This window comes from Bacillus sp. BR3(2024), assembly GCF_039134555.1.
In the GTDB taxonomy this organism is placed as follows: domain Bacteria; phylum Bacillota; class Bacilli; order Bacillales; family Bacillaceae_G; genus Bacillus_A; species Bacillus_A cereus.
Genome location: NZ_CP152433.1, coordinates 3,126,344 through 3,144,540, shown reverse-complemented (window position 1 = coordinate 3,144,540; position 18,197 = coordinate 3,126,344). Strand labels below are relative to the sequence as shown.

Sequence of the window (18,197 nt, the reverse complement as noted above, 5' to 3'; positions counted from 1 at the left end):
AGGCAGGAACATATCAAATATGTTCCTGCCTTTGATTTTATTAAGTTTAATATCTATGACCTAAATATAATAGAATTTGGAGCTTCTTTTTATTTTAAATAAATTGGGTAATTAGACTGTAACATTAATGTTCATCATTGAATATAATAATAATATAATGGAGGTGGTGTTATATGGCTCTTACTACAGGACCAATTGAAAACGTAGGAAATCAACCTGCTAATGCAAATAAAGTTAGGGTGAAGATCCTTAACCGTACTGCGGGCCCACTTACTGGAGTAGCTAGAGTTTTTAGACTTGACGGTTCATTAGTATTAATTGAACAGGTAAACTTCAATGTGAATTCTAATGCTTCTACTTTTGCAACTCTAAGTTTAGTTCATCCGGCTCTTGGACAAGCATTTGAATATGAAGTTCAAATTGTTCCTAATCAACCTGGTGGACTATATAGTGTTTATGGACTAACAGCTGAAAATGTTATTATTACTGCACAACGTGTTGTGAACTCAGAAATGACACAGTTTCTTTAATTAAAATAGATTGGTGCCTACATGGTATCCAATCTATTTTTGTACGTATTATTCAGAGAAAGAAAGGTTTTACACAAAAATAAAGATAGTTATGGAAAAGGGAAAAGTCGAGCTATCATCTTAATTTTTATTATTTCTGTCTTAGACCGTATCTGTTTTGTGGCACGGTTTTCTTTGAATGCATTTTATTCAAACTGTTTTTTAAAGTATTTATCAAATATGCATTATTGCATAAATAAATTTAAATTTATAAGTTAATATTAAACTACTTTTTAGTTGTAAAGAATATGTTAATAATCTTTATAAGAAAAGGATATTCCTTGTAAAAAGTGAAATTGTTTGGAATGTGAATAAACAAAAAGTTTAGAAGTGATACAGACTGGATAGAGTCTTGTATTAAATAAACAGAAAAGGGGTATGGGTTTCTAAAAGGTTTCGGGGGTTAGAAAGCACTTTTTAGTTAATAGCTTTAAATTATATTTTAAAGGGGAATAGGTATATGAAGTTTCGAAATACAAAGATTGCTATGGTTACACTATCTTCATTTTTTATTTTAGGTTCTGCATCTCTATCATTCACAGATACTATACATGGTGAAGTGGTTCCTGCATCAGCACAGGAGATTATTGTAAAAAATTATGACGATACATATTATAATAATGCAATAGGAAAAACGGGGTTAGAATTAAAGAAGGAATTGCATAATATTATTGATAATCATACAAAGTTATCATACAGTGCGGTTTGGGAAGCGTTAAGAGATACTGATGAAGATCCGAATAATAAAAATAATGTGATACTCTTATATACTGGTCGTTCGCAAGGGAAACTTACGAATGGATCAGGAGTAAATAACTGGAACCGAGAGCATGTTTGGGCAAAATCTCACGGTGACTTTGGAACGACTGCAGGACCTGGAACAGATCTACATCATTTAAGAGCGACGGATGTATCTGTAAATAGTTTACGTGGAAATCTAGATTTTGATAACGGTGGTGTAAATCATTCTGAAGCGACAGAATGTAAATATGATAGTGATTCTTGGGAACCTCGTGATAGTGTAAAAGGAGATATTGCTAGAATGCTGTTTTATATGGCTGTTCGTTACGAGGGAGACAACGGCGAAATAGATTTAGAACTAAATGAAAAAGTGAATAACAATAAAGATCCATACATGGGGAAACTATCTGTCTTATTAAAATGGAATGAACAAGACCCGGTCGATGATTTAGAGCGAAAGCGTAATGAAGTGATTTTTACAAAATATCAACATAACCGCAACCCTTTTATTGATCATCCAGAATGGGTAAATAAAATCTGGAACTAAGATTTTTAAAGGTATTATATTTTGATAAAAGGGATTGATCATTATGATCAATCCCTTCTTATATTTTTACTAGAATAAATGATTTTTATAGGACTAGTGAGGGAAATAGAATAGATATTTATATGGAACGATAGTACTTATTTATCTAGTTAAGTATTTAGTAAGGTCCCCACTCAATATTCACCCCAACAATAAGAAAAACAAGTCCAATGATAAACCAAATGAGTGCAAGTGGAGCCATGAAACGAATCCATTTTCCATAAGAAATCCCGCTTGCTGCGAGAACGCCCATTAAAACACCGGAAGTTGGATTTAAGCAGTTTACTACACCTTCTCCGAGCATAACAGCCTGTACTGTAACTTGGCGTGTAATGTGCATGAAATCAGCTAATGGAGCTAATATCGGAATAAAAATAACCGATTCTCCTGTCCCGGATGAAATAAGGAAATGTAATGCAGCACTACTTACGTACATACCGATAACGCCAAATACAGGGCTTTGTCCTTCAAGAGACTGTGCGAGCTGGTTAACGATAGTATCAAGTAATTTGCCTTGTTCTAAAATGACTGAAATACAGCGAGCCATTCCGACGATTAAAGCACCGTAGATAAGATTTTGGCAGCCAGTTAGAAAAGTGGATGCGATATCGTTTGCTTTCATGCCACCTATTATTCCTGCTGTAATTGCTATGAAAATAAAAGTAGCGGTCATTTCTGCGTCCGTCCAATGTAGACGAAAAGCGCCTATTAAAAATGCAATTAATGATAAAGCTGAAACGAGTAAAATTAATTTATGACGTATCGTCCAAGGGACTTCTTTTTTCTCTGTTTCTTTTTCGCTTGAAAGAGCGTTACTTGGAAACCAGTTGTCGCCAAGGATGCTTCCTTTATTTGATTTTTTCAAGCGTTTTACATACCAATTTATATAAAGGATAGTGGCAAGTAAAAAAGATATATAGATTGCGGTGCGTAAACCAATCCCGGAAAACATCGGAAGTTCTGCGATCTTTTGTGAAATGCCTAAAGGTGAGGGAGATAAAATAGTAGCATTAAAACCAGCATAAGTGCCTAAATAAATAATTGCTACGCCGACGATAGCGTCCCATTTTAACGTGCGGGCAACGATGATGCCGATGGGGATAAAACCGATAACTGAGTTAACGATAATACCAGTCGTTCCAAGAATAGAAAAAAGCGCAGCAACTATACAAATGAAAAGTAATTGCTGATTACGAAATTTGTTAATAACATGATAGATTAAACCGTCAAGAGCACCTGTTTTTTCAAGAATTGCAATAGCTCCACCTGTAAATAAAATTAGAAAGATAATAGGAGCAGCAAGTGTCATTCCTTTTTCAATAGCGGTAAAAAAAGAAACAAATCCTACAGGTGATTGCGGAACAGAATGGTAGCTACCTGGTATTGTCGTTGTAACGGTCCCGTTTGTAACCCTTTTAAATTCTCCAGCAGGAACGAAATAAGTAGCAATGGCGCAAAGTAAGGCAATAAAAAATAGCAGTACGTACGCATCAGGCATTTTAAACTTTTGTTTACTAGGTTGTTTTTTTGCCTCAGTTTGTATTTGCATAAAATCCCTCCTTCTTCACTTGGTTAATTTTTAATATTCTGAATTTGATCTGTGAAATAGATTATAATAAAGGTAGCTTCTTAAGGCAATAGTTTTTGTATCCTTTTCCCGCACGTACAAATTATTGCAATATTAGACAGGGAAACGATAATAAGCCAAGAATATGTTATGTAGAAAGAAAAAGGAAAAGAGGGAACAAGATGTGGAAAACTACTGATCTATGTGATGAATTTGAAAAGGAATTACAAATATGTCGCCAGTCTTTTCGGTCTTTTGGGAAGAAAGAACAATTCCACGGGAAAATTGCAACTGTAAAAGTGAAAGATGATAATGTACTAGTGAAGGAAGGATTGCAAACATTACCAGAAGGAACAGTATTAGTTGTTGATGGCGGAGCGTCTACGAATTGTGCGTTACTTGGTGATAATTTGGCAGCTATTGCGGAAGAAAGAAAGCTAGCAGGAATTATTGTGAATGGGTATGTTCGTGATTCTAGTGAACTAAAGAATATTAATATTGGTATTTTAGCGTTAGGAACGATGCCAAATAGAAGTGTGAAAGAAGGAAAAGGAGAACGAAATATTTCATTGCACTTTGGACAAGTGGATTGGAATCCAAATGAATATGTCTATGCGGATGAAGATGGCGTCATTATTAGTGAAAAGAGTTTACATCGTTAAGAGTTAATAAGTTATTATTCTTAGAAAATAAATCCGATAAAGCATGGACAAAATTCTTTGTCAATAGTAAAATAATACAGAAATTTAAAATTTACAGAATGTATAGGTTTATCGTTTTACGATAACTTAAATGGAAGTAAGTTGTGCCAAGAAAAGTGAATGTTATCACAATGATACGTTCATAAACAAAATTATTTTTCCTATATAAATATAGCCGCGAATAATGCGGGTAGGAGGTGTTGTACATTTTTGTTCGACACTTACAAAAAGAGAGTGTCAATCGCACGCCCTTGAAGGGCCTTTTTTTGTGTAAATGGTAGTAAGGGAGGAAATTTTGGGATGGCAATGTTGAAAAAGTGGCTGCTTACGTCGTTAATGGCAGTGACACTTGTATTTGTTTCTTTTGCGAATACAGTACATATTACGTTTGCTGAAGGAAATACAGCAAAACTTGCAATTATTGGGGAATCACAAAAGGGCATTATGTTATGTCCGAAAGAAGAGCAAATTAAAGATGGGGAAACAGCTTTAAGTTTGCTGCAAAAGGTCATGGGGGACAAAGTAGAATCTGAAACGATGTCGTTTGGAACATATGTAAAAGGAATCGATGGTTTAATGGCCGGGGCTACAAGTGCTTGGCTATATGATGTAAATGATAAGTCTGCAGAAGTCGGAGCAGATAGTTATAAATTAAAATCTGGAGATGTTGTTGTCTTTCGCTTTGTTTCAGACTGGAGCAATATAAGCCAGGAAACATTGAAAGAAACGTTAGATAAGTTCGGGACATGTAAAACAGAAGAACCTAACGGTGGCAAACCAGAAGAACCAAAGACGGATGATCCAAAACAAGAACAACCAGAAGAACCGAAGACGGATGATCCAAAACAAGAAAAACCAGAAGAACCAAAGACGAATGATCCAAAACAAGAAAAACCAGAAGAACCAAAGACGGATGGTTCAAAACAAGAAAAACCAGATGGTACAAAAACAAATGATGAAAAACCAGAACAACCAAAGCAAGAGAACATTCAAGATCCAAGTGCACAATTAAACGAAGCCATTTCTAAAACATCAGATAAGATGTTACAAGATGGAATTGAAAGTGACTGGGTAGCTGTAGCGCTTTCTCGTTCTGGAAAGAATGTGCCAATTGAGGCAAAATTAAATTATGTTAAGTCAGTAACTGAAAAAGTAGAAAAGCGCATTAATCGTTTTTCAGCGACAGATTTAGCTAGAACAATTATTATGATGAATGCAATGAGTGCAGACCCTAAAAATGTAGGTGGACATAATTTAGTTCAAAAATTGTATGAGTCAGATAAAGTGAATTCTGTTACAGGTTATGCATTTGCTTTACTTGCATTTGATACGAAGAAGTATGAGATTCCAGTTGAATCAAAATGGAACAGAGTTGCTCTAGTGGAAGCACTGTTAAATAATCAGCATACAGACGGTGGATGGACTTATAATAGTTCAGGTAGTAAAGATAGTGCTAGTAGCGTTGATGTAACAGGTATGGTTTTATCAGCATTAGCTCCTTATCAAGAGCGATCAGATGTGAAACCAGCTATACAAAAAGCTGTTGCATATTTATATAATGAACAGCTGCAAAATGGTGGTTTTTCAGCTGATGGACAAGAAAATTCAAATAGTACTGCGCAAGCAATTATTGGATTATCGCTTGTTAAAGATGTAGATCAAAATCGTCTTCATAAGGCAATGCAAAACCTATTATCATATCAACTTTCAAATGGTGAATTTAAATGGTTACCAAGTGATCAAAATGGTAACGGAATGGCTACAGAACAGGCTCTTTTAGCATTACTTCAATTTAAGGAAATGGGAAAATCTATTTATGATTGGTCTAATGTAGACGCTGGTGATGTAATTAAGCCAAAACCGATTGAAGAGCCAGAAAAGGTCGTTGAACCAGAAAATAATGTAGTAGAAAAAGAAGTTATTGAAGAACCGAAAGAACAAAAACAAGTACAACAAGATACAAAAGATGAAAATCTAAAAGTAGTTGTAGATAACGAACCGGTTAAGAATAAAAAAATCGGAAACGATAACAGTCTACCAAAAACAGGAGCATCTTCTCATAGCGCAGCAACAGAAGTAGGTATGGGTGTATTATGTATTGCTTCTGCATATGTATTATGGAGACGTAAAGCAGCTTAACAAAAAATTAGGAGCAATTATTTGCTCCTAATTTTCGTATGAAAGGTGAGAGATAGGATGAGTAAGGTGAAATGGTTCATTTCTTTACTGCTTTCGCTCGGGCTACTTGCCGGATGTGAAGAGGCAGCTGTAAAGCCTGAGAAGAAGGTAGAACCGAAGCAAGAAGAGGTAGCGAAACAAGAAGTACAAAAAGATGAAGCGAAGCCGGAAGAAAAAACAGAAGAAAAGCAAGCTGAATCAGAGCAAAAGCAGCAAGAAGAGCAGAAAGAGAAACAAGAACAAAAAGTAGAAGAGAAGGCGAAAGAGGAAAAGCCGCAGGCACAACCAGAGGTAAAGAAAGAAGAGAAACAACAGGAACAACCGAAAGAACAGCCGGCTGTAAATAAGCAACCAGAGCAGCAACAAGCACAAGAAGAGAAACAACAACCGAAAGCACCAGAAGTAAAAGAAGAAGCAAAGGTTGTGAATCAGCCGAAAGAAACACCGAAGCAGGAGCAAAAGAAAAAGCCAGAAGAGAACAATAGTGTACCAGCTCCACCAACACCGGTACCACCACCAAACCCAGTGCCACCACCAGTACCACCAGTACCTAAAGCAAAACAAGTAACAATCTCGGTAAAAGGAAATAACGGATATATAATGGGTGCGAAAAAGATGGATGTACAAGATGGCGATACTGTGTATAAAGTATTACAACGTACAGGATTAGATGTTGATGCAAGCGGATCTAGAGATAGTATTTATGTAAAAGGTATTAATGATTTATATGAAAAAGATATTGCGGATACTAGTGGATGGAAATATCGTGTGAACGGTGCTTTTCCAAACCATAGTGCTGGTGTAGCTACGGTAAAACCAGGAGATACAATTGAGTGGGTATACGTATTACAATAAGAAAGGCATTCGGTAAAGGGCTATGAAAATAAGTTTTTCTTCTTTACATCCTTTTGTGAATTTTTTCTATTATATCGGGGTGATGATACTATGTATGATGTGTCTTCATCCTCTTTTTTTAATTGGAGCAATAGTATTAATTATTATGTTAAATGTGATGCAAGGAAATAGCGAAAAGATAAGAAAGATGCTACCGAGCACAATTGTTTTCTTTTTTATGGTAATTTTATTTAATTCGTTATTAACGCATAGAGGTCGAACTACGTTATTTTGGTTAGGTGATAGCCGTATTAAGCTTGAGGCGATTATGTTTGGAATAGTAATGGGGTTATTACTAGTTGCAGTTATGTTTACGTTTGCGTCATACAATGATATTATTTCCAGTCATAAATTTTTATATTTGTTTTCAAGAATTTCACCGAAAGTTGCATTGTTAACGATGATTACAGTGAGATTTGTTCCTTTGTTTATAAGGCGATTAAAGAAAATCACACTCGTCCAAAAAACGAAAGGTGTGCAGGTAGATTCAGGTTCGATAATAGAACGCGTCAAAAATGGTATGCAATTACTGCAAGTATTATTAATTTGTTCATTAGAAGATGCACTGCAAACGGCAGATTCTATGCAAGCTCGTGGATTTGGTGTAACGAAGCGTACGACGTATATTCGCTATAGAATGGAAAGGCGTGATTGGTATACGCTCAGTTATTTAATCATTTTATTTATAGCTGCTATTGTATGTAGTAATTATGGCGGAGGGAAATTGATTATTTATCCGAAAGTCGAATCTATTTTATTCCAGCAATACGATGGAATGATGTTTGTATTATTTACACTGTTTATTAGTTTACCAATTATGATGGAAGGAAGGGAATGGATATGGTGGCGCATGCAGAAATAAACAATTTATCATTTGTATATGCTGATGAAAATAAAAAAGCGTTACAGCATATTTCTCTGTCTGTTCAAAAAGGTGAGTTTATTGCACTTGCTGGAGGATCAGGATCTGGGAAGACGACGTTATTAAAACATTTTAAAAAGGAGTTACTTCCAATTGGTACGCGTTCTGGAGAGATATTTTATGAGGGTGTTTTAATAGAGGAAGTAGCTGATTTGTTATCTGCCCAAGAAATTGGGATGGTATTTCAAAACCCAGAAAACCAGATTGTTATGGATACAGTGATTCAAGAATTAGCATTTTCTTTAGAAAATATCGGATTACCATCACATATTATTCAAAAAAGAATAGCAGAGCTTATTAGCTTTTTAGGATTTCAAGATTTATTGCATCAATCTGTTCACACGTTATCTGGTGGGCAGAAGCAGCTTGTCAATTTAGCTGCGGTATTAGTTATGCAGCCGAAATTGCTATTATTAGATGAACCGACAGCGCAGTTAGATCCAATCGCTGCAAAAGAGTTTTTAGGATTATTAAAACGGATTAATGAAGAACTTGGAATTACGATTATTTTAAGTGAACATCGTTTAGATGAAGTTATCCCGCTTGCAACACGCGTTGTTTGTATGGATAATGGCCGTATTATGTATGATGGTAGTCCTAAAATTGTTATTACGGATATGTGGGGAGTAGAAACATTCCGTCCATTTATTCCGCAAATTCCAAGGCTATTTTTAGAGTGGAATGTGAGAGATATTCCGTTTACAGTGCGAGAGGCGCAAATGAAAATGAATGATTTTGCAGCGATATCATATGTAAATGACCTAATAGCACAAAGTGAAAAGCAAGAGGTAATTTTAAGCGCAGAGCATATTTCGTTCCAATATGAAAAAAATAGTCCGCTTATTTTACGTGATTTATCAGTTTCGATTGAAAAAGGAAAATGGGTAGCGCTCGTTGGGAAAAACGGTACAGGTAAGTCTACACTGTTAACGATTTTAGCAGGATTACAAAAAGCGAGAAGAGGAAAAGTAAAGTGGAACGGAAAAGTGATACATAAAATCGATTCGAAAGAACGGTTTAAAAGTATTGGGTATGTATCGCAGCATCCGTATTACCATTTTACATTTGATACAGTATGGGACGAGGTTTATGAACGTGCGCGTGAATTATATGGAGAACAAGGAAAAGAAATAGCAGAAGATACGCTAAAACAGTTTTGGTTGTACTCGCTTAAAGAACGCCATCCGCATGATTGTAGCGGAGGAGAGCAACAATTACTTGCGTTATGTACAACGTTATTATCAAAGCCAACGTTATTATTACTTGATGAACCGACAAAGGGATTGGATCCATGGAAGAAAGAAAGAGTAGGAGAACTATTTAGGAAGCTGCAAAAAGAAGGTACAACAATTGTAATGGCAACGCATGATATTGAGTTTGCAGCGAAATACGTGGATCAATGTATGATGTTATTTGATGGAACAGTCATTATGAATGATGCACCGAAAGAATTTTTTAGCGGCAACTTCTTTTATACAACATCTATTAATCGATTCATTCGAAAAGAATTGCCATATGCATTAACATGGGAGGATGTGTACGAAGCTTGTCCAAACAATATGTTGCATTCATAATATGTATCTTTGCAGTAATAATCGGCACATTACTCTTTACGACACTTGTTATGGACGGTTATTACATGTTAAGTAGTTTGTTTCTATTAGCGGTTATTATGTTACCTTTCTATATCCGTTTTGAAAGAAAGGCGTTTGTTTCACGTGAAATTGTTCTCGTTGCTGTATTAGCGGCAATTGCAGCAGTAAGCCGGGTGCCATTTTCTATTTTACCAAGTGTACAACCAACTTCTTTTGTCATTATCGTTTCTGCAATTGTATTTGGAAGTGAAACTGGTTTTATGATTGGTGCTACAGCAGCAATCGTATCTAATATTTTTTTAGGACAAGGTCCATGGACACCGTGGCAAATGTTTTCGTGGGGCATGATTGGTTTTATAGCAGGTTTACTTCGTAATACATTTTTTATGAAAAAGCTATGGGGAAGACTTCTTTACGGAGTAATTGTTGGCTTTTTATTTGGCTGGATTATGAATTTCTGGGGCCTTCTCGGTTTTATACGAGAAGCAACATGGGAAACTGTCATTTCGTATTATATCGCAAGTTTTTACTTTGATTTGAGCCATGCGATTTCGAATGTTATTTTCTTATTACTATTTAGTACTTCATGGATTACGATTCTTACAAGATTTAAAAAGAAATACGGTATATTAGATGAGCATAACGTGACATAGAAAAGCATACTCATATAAGGTAGGGTCGCGACTTACATATTCGTTTGCCTCTTTCATGCTTCTTACATAATGTAAGGAGCATTTTTTTGTCAAAAAATCGATTCAATATGCATCCGCTATTATATAAAATTATTTGTATAATTGTAGGTGAGAACTTTTTTCAAAAGGGAGGTGTATAGTTAATGAAGTTAGTTATTCCGAAGCAACATGGTGCATGGGCCATGCTTGTTATTCCTTTTTTATTAAGTGTCATACTTGGGAAACCTACTATTTATCATATTCCATTGTTTTTAGCGTGGTTCTTTATCTATTTAGCTACGTACCCATTTCTTACGTACATAAAGCAAAGACGAAAAAAAGAGTTTTTACAAGTCGCCATTATTTATTTTCTTATTGCGTTCCTATTTGGGATGATTTCTTTATTATATGAGTGGCGAATTCTTTTATTCGTAATAGTAATGATTCCATTATTTATAGTGAATATGTATTACGCTCGTCAAAAAAATGAAAGAGCACTATTAAATGATATTTGTGCGATTATTGTGTTTTGTATCGGTGGGTTAATTAGTTATTCCTTTTCAATGAAGCAAATCGATCATACAGCATTATTCATTGCGCTTATTTCATTTTTATACTTTTTAGGTAGTACGTTCTATGTGAAAACGATGATTCGTGAAAAAAATAACCCGAAGTATCGTCTTATATCTTGGGGATATCATATCGTATTAACGATAATCATATTTGTGATTAATCCGTGGTGTTCTCTTATTTTTATACCAAGTGTCATTCGAGCAATTGTGTTGTATGGCAAAAAAATTTCTATTATAAAAGTAGGAATTTTAGAAATTGCTAATTCTGTATATTTTTTAATCATAACGGCAATAATTATGAAGTATGCCATTTGAAAAAACTTCCCATCAATTGATGGGAAGTTTTTAATCTTTTTCTAAAATGTGAACGGTGTACTCGCAACGTTGAATAGCTTGTTCAACAGCATAAAGTGATTGTTCAATACGAGCGCGATTAAAATCTTTTTCAACTGTTTCGAGCGCTTCTTCTAAACAATTTTTAGCTTCTTGTAATGATTGAAAAGAATCTTGTACATATCCGCGAGCATTTTGATGCATTTCATAATCCTCCTTGCATGTTCGTATATGGGTAGTATGAACAGTAAGGAAGAAAATATAATTTGTTATATTTATTATATTTGTTTGACAATTAAAGTGGAATTACGTATAGTAAGAATTAAGTGAATATTTTCTTATCCAGAGAGGTGGAGGGACTGGCCCGATGAAACCCAGCAACCGCGATGCAGGTGCTAATTCCAGCAGAACATATTTGTTCTGGGAGATAAGACGAAGATATATACGTAACTTCTTCTTATCGGAGAGGTTTTTTTATTGCAAAAAAACCGATTACGAAAATTTATATTAAGAAGAAAGGGGTTGCGCATTACTGTGACACTCGAAAAATACGTAAAACTGCGTAGTACAGTTTATGAATATATGATAGAGCAAGATAAGCCGATATCATTGTTAGATATTCAAGAACATATCGTTTCGCATCATGAAGGAAAATTCACGAAAAAGATGTTGCATCAATTTTATTTATCAAGATTATTAGACGAACTAAAACTGGATGGGAAAATTACATTAGCTGATGAATATCTCTATGCTGAAAAAGGGGTATTGTATAAGGCGAGAAAAGGGAGCTAAGCTCTCTTTTTTTCTTAAAATAACGGAGTATGTAGAGTAAAAGACTGCTAAAGCAGCCTGATACAGGGAATGGTGTTGAGTGTGTAGTGTCAAAAATTGAATGTGCCTGAAAGAGGCAATTCATATCGGCTGCAAATGAAAAGAGACACCTTCGCCGAATAGGTGTCAGTCGTTTTGTCACGTAGACTTGCTACTTAACAGTAATTAGAATAACATGCAGGATTTTTGAAGTCAAAAGGGAATTAAAGGAAGGGGTACAATTATGTACGCTTACTTATTAAAAGATATAACGAAATGGATCCCAAAGTACATTGTAGATAAGGGATATGAATATTATGAAGATGGGCATGTAGAAGATGTTGAAATACAAGATAAAAAAGTGTTTGCTTTCGTTACTGGAAATGCAGGAAATTATGAAGTAGTTATCGATCTCGAAGATTTTTCAGAAAGTAACTGTGAGTGTCCCTATGAAAATTATTGTAAACATATGGTGGCAGTTGTTTATGATATTCAAGGTGCTGGTGAGAGTGCAGTTAAAGAGAAACTGAAAGATTTAGAAAAAGAAGAGTTACTTATATTATTAAATCGATTGTTGCAAAGTTCGAAAAACGTACAAATTGTAGAGAAGTTATTAAAGAAGGGGAAACTTTAACGTATAGAGGGAGTTGTTTTGTAGTGAACGTACTAATTATATATGCTCATCCTAACCCTTCAAGTTTTAACGCGGCGATTTTCAATCATGTGCAAAAAGGACTACAGGAAACAAATCATTCAGTGACCGTACTTGATTTATACAAAGAACAATTTGATCCAGTCCTCGTATTTAATGAAGAGAAGAAAAGACGCGATTTAGTAAATGAAGAGGAAACAGCTCGGTATAGAACGTTAGTAGAAGAAGCAGATACACTTCTATTCATCTATCCAATATGGTGGTGGGGGATGCCAGCAATTTTAAAAGGATTTATCGATCGTATTTTCGTAGCTGGATTTGCTTATAAATATGAAGGGGCTCTGCCGAAAGGATTATTGCAAGGGAAAAAAGCATGGGTTATTAATACGTTAGACTCGCCTCTATGGTACGTCGCATTGTTATATCGATCAGCAGATTGGATTATGATGAAGAGAGGTATTTTACGTTTTTGTGGCATTCGCGATATAAAACGGTCAGTGTTTCAATCTGTGAAAACGAGTAAAGTATCAAAGCGTGAGAAATGGTTATTACAAATAGAAGAAAAGGCTCGTGCATTATGAATGAAGTCGATCGTATTATAAACTGTGTTCAGTATGATGGCGAACTTTTTCGGAAGTATGTTACGTGTTTACTTCAATTGAAAAAATGCAGCGAAACATTTCAGCAAATTCAAATAGAGTTAAGAAATGATTATTTAATAAGAGGAATTTGTGAAAGAGAAGTTGATCAGGTAGTACGGGGAAGTAAAGAATATGAAATGCATTTTCTTCCTAAAGTATTACAGTGGAATTTTTTGAGGGAAAATCCACATCTAATTGAAAAAGTGTGCGAAGATTTTTTTGCATTTGAGTCATTACATCTTACGGAGTTAGAGTGGGAGAAGATTATAAATTTCATGGGAAATAAGTGATTTATTATGTAAAAAAGCTAGTATAAAACTAGCTTTTCGTTTAAATAAATAAGAAGCATAGACTAATGATAAAACCCGCATATAGTAAGTTCACAACACAAAATCCCATAATGTCACGAGCTCCTAAACCAGCTATCGCTAATGCTGGTAATGCCCAGAAAGGTTGAATTAAATTCGTCCAAGCATCGCCCCATGCAATTGCCATTGCTGTTTTTGCAGCAGGTACACCAAGTTCAGCGCCAGCTGGAATCATAATTGGTGCTTGCACAGCCCATTGACCGCCGCCAGATGGAACGAAAATGTTAACAATGCCAGCACTTAAAAATGTAAAGAGCGGAAAAGTCGTTTCATTTGAAATGCTAATAAAGAAATTAGAAATAGCTCCTCCAAGTGAAAGTCCTTCACTATTTGCTCCAATCATCATGCCCATAATTCCTGCGTAAAACGGAAATTGAAGTAAAATGCCAGAAGCACTTTTCGTAGAGTCTGAAAAAGCACGAATATACTGAATCGGAGTACGGTGGAAAATAAGACCTGCAATTAATAACATAAAAATCACGATATCGAGAGTAAGGTTAACACCTTTCGTATAAAAGTAATTGAAAATATAAATGAGACCTAACAATCCAACGCAAAGTGTAATAATAATGCTATTTTCCATCTTTTCAGCGAACGTATTTTTTTCTACTTCTTGAGCAGCAGCTTCTTCATGGAACACGCTAGGATCTACTGTAATCGTATGTTTTTCATCTGGATGCATCGCTTTATTAATGAGAGGCATCGTAATGAGAAAAATAATAACTGGAACGAGAGCGTATGGTGAGAATAACGTTTCTGTTATTGGAATCGCCTCTTTAATACTTCCAGCAGTCGTTTTAATTAACGTTTCACCGCCTGTTGCTAACGTAAGAGGAATAGAGGCAGAAAGACCGGCATGCCAAATGAGAAATCCAGAGTAAGAAGAGGCGATTGCTAGTCTATAATCTAATCCGTCCAGCTGCCTTGCCACTTCTTTTGCGTATAAAACAGATACAACAATTCCAAAGCCCCAGTTTATGTATGCACCGAGTAAACTTACAATTGAAATGGCAATAATGCCTTGTCCAGTTGTTTTTGGTAGTCTGGCAGCTTTCGTTAATCCTTTTTTAATAAGAGGAGCATTTGCTAAAGCAGATCCAGTCACGAGTACAAGTGCCATTTGCATAGAAAAGGCGAGGAGTCCCCAAATTCCATTACCCCAGTGATTAATCATTTCTACAGGTGTTTGGTGAGTCGCAAACATACCAAAGAAGATAACGAAAACAGTTAGTAAACATGATAAAATAAACGGTTCTGGCAAGAAGCGTTGCACTAAGGCGACGCAACCATTTGTAAAGGAACGAAACAAAATAGATCAACCTCCTTATGTATATGTATTACAATTATTCGAGGTTGTTTAGGAGATAACCTTCAATATAAAGAAAATTCAGATATTTACAGAGTGGTAATTTATTGATAGATTGATATAGAGCCTCGTATCAAATTCTGCTTTTAATATACTAGAAGAAAAACGGTTGGAAATGGGGTAGGACTTATAGGGATAGTATAGAGAAAGGTTACTAGCTGGCTTCAAAGCAACTGTTGCAAACTGGTCAAAAAATAAAGTTCATCATCCCGGAAGAAACTTTATTTTCATCTATAGAAGAAATTTTCGACCAATATGAACAGACAATCTTTGTAAGGGAAGTGTTTTAATACATTCTCCAAAAGATGTGGGTGTATTAGTTAAACGCTCAATTAAAATTGTAACCTGCGTATAAAATTTTCGATAGGTGTATTTTAGGTAATTGTTTTTTCAATCTTTTCTAATAACGAAAAGATAATTGGTATAGTAGTGTAAATAATGTACTGTAATGAAAAAGCTTCCACTACTGTGGAAGCTTTTCTAAATGATGTGCAATATCAATATACATATTTGAGTAAGTCGAATGTATTTCATTACTTGGCGTTGCGTTAGAAGAGAAATGAACGATTACCATATTTGCTTTCGGATCGATGTAAAGTGTTTGTCCGTAACTACCTAACACTTCAAAAGCACCTTGTTCATTGTGCGGAATCCACCATTGATTATGATAAGAAATGGAAGCTCCAGGGCCAATTGCAAGTTCACCTTCTTGGACATTTTTTACACTTTCTGTAATAGAAGAAGGGAGAATGTGTTTTCCGTTATATTCCCCATTGTTTAATAGTAATTGCCCGAATCTCGCCATATCTCTAGCAGTTGCATTTAATCCAGCACTAGCTTGTTCTACTTTTGTTTCATCTGTAACGTAATACGCGTTTTCTTCCATACCAATTTGAGACCAAATTCGTTCGCTTACATTTTCAGCTAGTGATTTACCAGTAATAGTTCTAATAATCCAAGCGAGCGTTTCTGTTGATCCGTTATTGTAAGAAAAGGAAGAACCAGGCGGTGCAGTTTCTTCGGCTTCCCGTAACATATCATAAATTTTCATCGGACCGTCGTAATTTTTGCCGCGGGGTAAAATATTGCTAGCTAAATATAATTGTGCATCTTGATTTTCTAGCCCAGGTTGCTCATATCCATGAGTAGGATATTCAGCTGAAACTTGCATGTCCATTAATTGCTGAAGTGTGGCATTACCGAACGGTGTGTTTTTTAATTCTTTTATGTAAGTGTCAGCTGTTTTCTCTAAATCGATACGATTCTCTTCAGCGAGAGATTGTATAATTGCCCCGGTAAAGACTTTTGCTAATGATGCCATACCATGAGGTTCATTCTGTTTATACCCATTGAAATATCGTTCGTAAACAAGTTGTCCATTATGTACAACGACAAAAGCATCTGTTTTGTTATCATCTAAAAGTTTTTTTAGAGGAGTTGTATTTCCGAATCTACGCTCCACAGCAAAATCGTCTAAGTTTTGCAATGCGGAAGGGAAGTGAGCAATTTGGTCAGGATTGTTTTTTACGTCATTAACTAAAGTGAATTCTTTCATGTGTGTGTACGACCAACGTAAGTAAGGGTCATTTAACCAGTTTTCTTTTGTCACATTATGTTTTGATGGGGTCGTTTTATTTTGTTTGAAGTAAGTAAACCCAAGCCCTGTAATTACAAATATGAATGTTAGTATAAGTAAGAGTAGGGGAGATTTTTTTAGTTTCATATATGGCCCTCCTTTTTATTTCTACTATAAGTATACGCTCGTCTTGAAAGAAATACAAAATAAGGAAAGTAAACGGGGAAGTTTACTTTCCTTATTAACGTTAAGCGGAAATTTTTCCGTCTGTAGGTTGTTTCTTGAATTTTTGTTTTCGTCCGTGTAATCCATAATATAAAAGTAAAGTGAACGCAACGATAATAGCTGCGATAAAATACATATTATGATAACTGGATTTCGCTGCGACAATACCTAAAATGAAAGAACCAAAACCAATACCACTATCAAAGAATGAGAAATACGTAGCTGTCGCAGAACCACGTCTATGGTTTGGAGCGGCAGAAATCGCAATCGTTTGGAAACTCGGAATTAATGTCCCGTAACCTAAACCGATTAGCATACCTGCGCCAAGGAACCAAAATGAAGTTTGTGCTTGGCTTAATATGAACATTCCGATTGTGAAAATAATGATAGCAGGGTAAACGAGTACATTTTCACCGAAGCGATCAAAAATCTTTCCTGTAAATGGACGAGAAATGACAACAACAAGTGCGTATAAAATAAAGAAGTAACTTGCAATTTCACTTAAACCGAGTTCTTTCGCATAAATAGGAATAAAGGATAAAATACCACTATAAGAAAAGGCTAAAACAAATCCTGTAAGTGCAATCGGAATAGAAGATGGTTCGATTAAGTCTTTCCATTTCATTTTTTCACGTTTTTGTTTGCTAACAGGTGCTTCGTGCGGAATATCTACAAGTAGTCCTAATAAAAATGCAAGTAATGAAAATACGGAACAAACGATAAATAATACAGTAAACGAAAAATGAGAAATAATTGTTAAACCTAAAAAAGGACCAATTACCATCGGCAGACTCATAAATACGCCGAAATATGCAAGCGCTTCGCCTCGTCGATGAGCTGGCGCAACATCAGTTACAATCGTACCAGTAGCTGTCGTTGCCATCCCGAACCCAATACCGTGCAAGAAGCGAAGGGCAAGTAATAAGAATAAACTTTGCGCACCGAAATACATAACAGTAGCGGCTAAAAATAATGAAAGTGAAATAAATAATATTTTCTTTCTTCCTAAATCATCGAGCCATTTTCCTGTGAATGGTCTACATAAAACAGAAGAAATAAGAAACACAGTTGCAACTAAACCAATTTCCTCAGGTTTTCCTTTTAGGCCGTCTATGACATAGACAGGCAGAGTAGTCATAAGCATGTAAAATGTTAAGAAAAGAAATAGACTACTAAAACAAGTTCCGAGGAAATCCTTCGTCCAAAGTTTCTCACTTTGCATCGTCATCC

The 18,197-nt window shown here is 35.4% G+C and carries 18 protein-coding genes and 1 riboswitch; of the genes, 13 read left to right on the top strand and 5 right to left on the bottom strand.

The features are described 5' to 3' along the window. Positions 1 to 173: 173 nt before the first annotated feature. Both V7S45_RS16145 and V7S45_RS16140 read left to right on the top strand, forming a co-directional pair. Positions 174 to 530 (top strand): hypothetical protein, encoded by a 357-nt coding sequence (locus V7S45_RS16145; RefSeq protein ID WP_001229416.1) that lies wholly within the window; start codon positions 174 to 176, stop codon positions 528 to 530. Positions 531 to 1,029: 499 nt separating this feature from the next. Continuing rightward, complete coding sequence (locus V7S45_RS16140) at positions 1,030 to 1,857, top strand: endonuclease (protein WP_342761425.1); 828 nt, start codon at positions 1,030 to 1,032, stop codon at positions 1,855 to 1,857. A gap of 157 nt (positions 1,858 to 2,014) precedes the next feature. Here the strand turns inward: V7S45_RS16140 and V7S45_RS16135 are convergent, their stop codons facing one another. Further along, complete coding sequence (locus V7S45_RS16135) at positions 2,015 to 3,445, bottom strand: SLC13 family permease (RefSeq protein WP_025686826.1); 1,431 nt, start codon at positions 3,443 to 3,445, stop codon at positions 2,015 to 2,017. Positions 3,446 to 3,645: 200 nt separating this feature from the next. On the opposite strand from V7S45_RS16135, the gene rraA reads away from it, so the two are divergent. The 7 genes from rraA (at position 3,646) to V7S45_RS16100 (ending at position 11,311) form a co-directional block, all read left to right on the top strand. After that, a complete protein-coding gene (gene rraA, locus V7S45_RS16130; protein WP_000266037.1) occupies positions 3,646 to 4,125 on the top strand; it encodes a ribonuclease E activity regulator RraA in 480 nt (159 codons plus the stop codon). Between the two features lie 339 nt (positions 4,126 to 4,464). After that, positions 4,465 to 6,303, top strand: coding sequence for a DUF4430 domain-containing protein (locus V7S45_RS16125; RefSeq protein ID WP_025686828.1), 1,839 nt, complete (start codon positions 4,465 to 4,467; stop codon positions 6,301 to 6,303). A 57-nt stretch (positions 6,304 to 6,360) separates the two neighbouring features. After that, a complete protein-coding gene (locus tag V7S45_RS16120; protein WP_000048900.1) occupies positions 6,361 to 7,197 on the top strand; it encodes a DUF4430 domain-containing protein in 837 nt (278 codons plus the stop codon). Between the two features lie 22 nt (positions 7,198 to 7,219). Continuing rightward, positions 7,220 to 8,098 (top strand): energy-coupling factor transporter transmembrane component T, encoded by an 879-nt coding sequence (locus tag V7S45_RS16115; protein ID WP_002182901.1) that lies wholly within the window; start codon positions 7,220 to 7,222, stop codon positions 8,096 to 8,098. Then, a complete protein-coding gene (locus V7S45_RS16110; RefSeq protein WP_002182900.1) occupies positions 8,071 to 9,732 on the top strand; it encodes an energy-coupling factor ABC transporter ATP-binding protein in 1,662 nt (553 codons plus the stop codon). Before V7S45_RS16115 ends, V7S45_RS16110 begins: the two co-directional genes overlap by 28 nt. Further along, a complete protein-coding gene (locus V7S45_RS16105) occupies positions 9,705 to 10,406 on the top strand; it encodes an ECF transporter S component (protein WP_000043896.1) in 702 nt (233 codons plus the stop codon). Before V7S45_RS16110 ends, V7S45_RS16105 begins: the two co-directional genes overlap by 28 nt. A 182-nt stretch (positions 10,407 to 10,588) precedes the next feature. After that, positions 10,589 to 11,311, top strand: coding sequence for a YwiC-like family protein (locus V7S45_RS16100; RefSeq protein ID WP_000779986.1), 723 nt, complete (start codon positions 10,589 to 10,591; stop codon positions 11,309 to 11,311). A 30-nt stretch (positions 11,312 to 11,341) separates the two neighbouring features. Here V7S45_RS16100 and V7S45_RS16095 read toward each other — a convergent pair whose 3' ends face one another. After that, positions 11,342 to 11,533: a hypothetical protein gene (locus V7S45_RS16095; protein ID WP_000554032.1), complete on the bottom strand. Its 192-nt coding sequence runs from the start codon at positions 11,531 to 11,533 to the stop codon at positions 11,342 to 11,344. Between the two features lie 131 nt (positions 11,534 to 11,664). Beyond that, a riboswitch (SAM riboswitch) is annotated at positions 11,665 to 11,763 on the top strand. A 100-nt stretch (positions 11,764 to 11,863) separates the two neighbouring features. Between V7S45_RS16095 and V7S45_RS16090 the strand changes: the two genes are divergently transcribed. The 4 genes from V7S45_RS16090 (at position 11,864) to V7S45_RS16075 (ending at position 13,722) form a co-directional block, all read left to right on the top strand. After that, positions 11,864 to 12,121, top strand: a complete 258-nt coding sequence (locus V7S45_RS16090; protein WP_000171476.1) for a hypothetical protein — start codon at positions 11,864 to 11,866, stop codon at positions 12,119 to 12,121. A 262-nt stretch (positions 12,122 to 12,383) separates the two neighbouring features. Further along, positions 12,384 to 12,773 carry an SWIM zinc finger family protein gene (locus V7S45_RS16085; RefSeq protein ID WP_000271529.1) on the top strand — a complete coding sequence of 130 codons (390 nt, stop codon included), beginning with the start codon at positions 12,384 to 12,386 and terminating at the stop codon, positions 12,771 to 12,773. 23 nt (positions 12,774 to 12,796) lie between these two features. Next, a complete protein-coding gene (locus V7S45_RS16080; protein ID WP_001101572.1) occupies positions 12,797 to 13,372 on the top strand; it encodes an NAD(P)H-dependent oxidoreductase in 576 nt (191 codons plus the stop codon). Beyond that, a complete protein-coding gene (locus V7S45_RS16075) occupies positions 13,369 to 13,722 on the top strand; it encodes a hypothetical protein (RefSeq protein ID WP_001006475.1) in 354 nt (117 codons plus the stop codon). Before V7S45_RS16080 ends, V7S45_RS16075 begins: the two co-directional genes overlap by 4 nt. A 40-nt stretch (positions 13,723 to 13,762) precedes the next feature. Here V7S45_RS16075 and V7S45_RS16070 read toward each other — a convergent pair whose 3' ends face one another. The 3 genes from V7S45_RS16070 to V7S45_RS16060 form a co-directional block, all read right to left on the bottom strand. After that, positions 13,763 to 15,109, bottom strand: coding sequence for a short-chain fatty acid transporter (locus V7S45_RS16070; RefSeq protein ID WP_000490032.1), 1,347 nt, complete (start codon positions 15,107 to 15,109; stop codon positions 13,763 to 13,765). A 520-nt stretch (positions 15,110 to 15,629) separates the two neighbouring features. After that, on the bottom strand, positions 15,630 to 16,889 hold the full coding sequence (locus V7S45_RS16065) for a serine hydrolase (RefSeq protein WP_000768744.1): 1,260 nt from the start codon (positions 16,887 to 16,889) through the stop codon (positions 15,630 to 15,632). A gap of 100 nt (positions 16,890 to 16,989) precedes the next feature. Next, positions 16,990 to 18,189 carry an MFS transporter gene (locus V7S45_RS16060; protein ID WP_001190318.1) on the bottom strand — a complete coding sequence of 400 codons (1,200 nt, stop codon included), beginning with the start codon at positions 18,187 to 18,189 and terminating at the stop codon, positions 16,990 to 16,992. Positions 18,190 to 18,197: the final 8 nt, after the last annotated feature.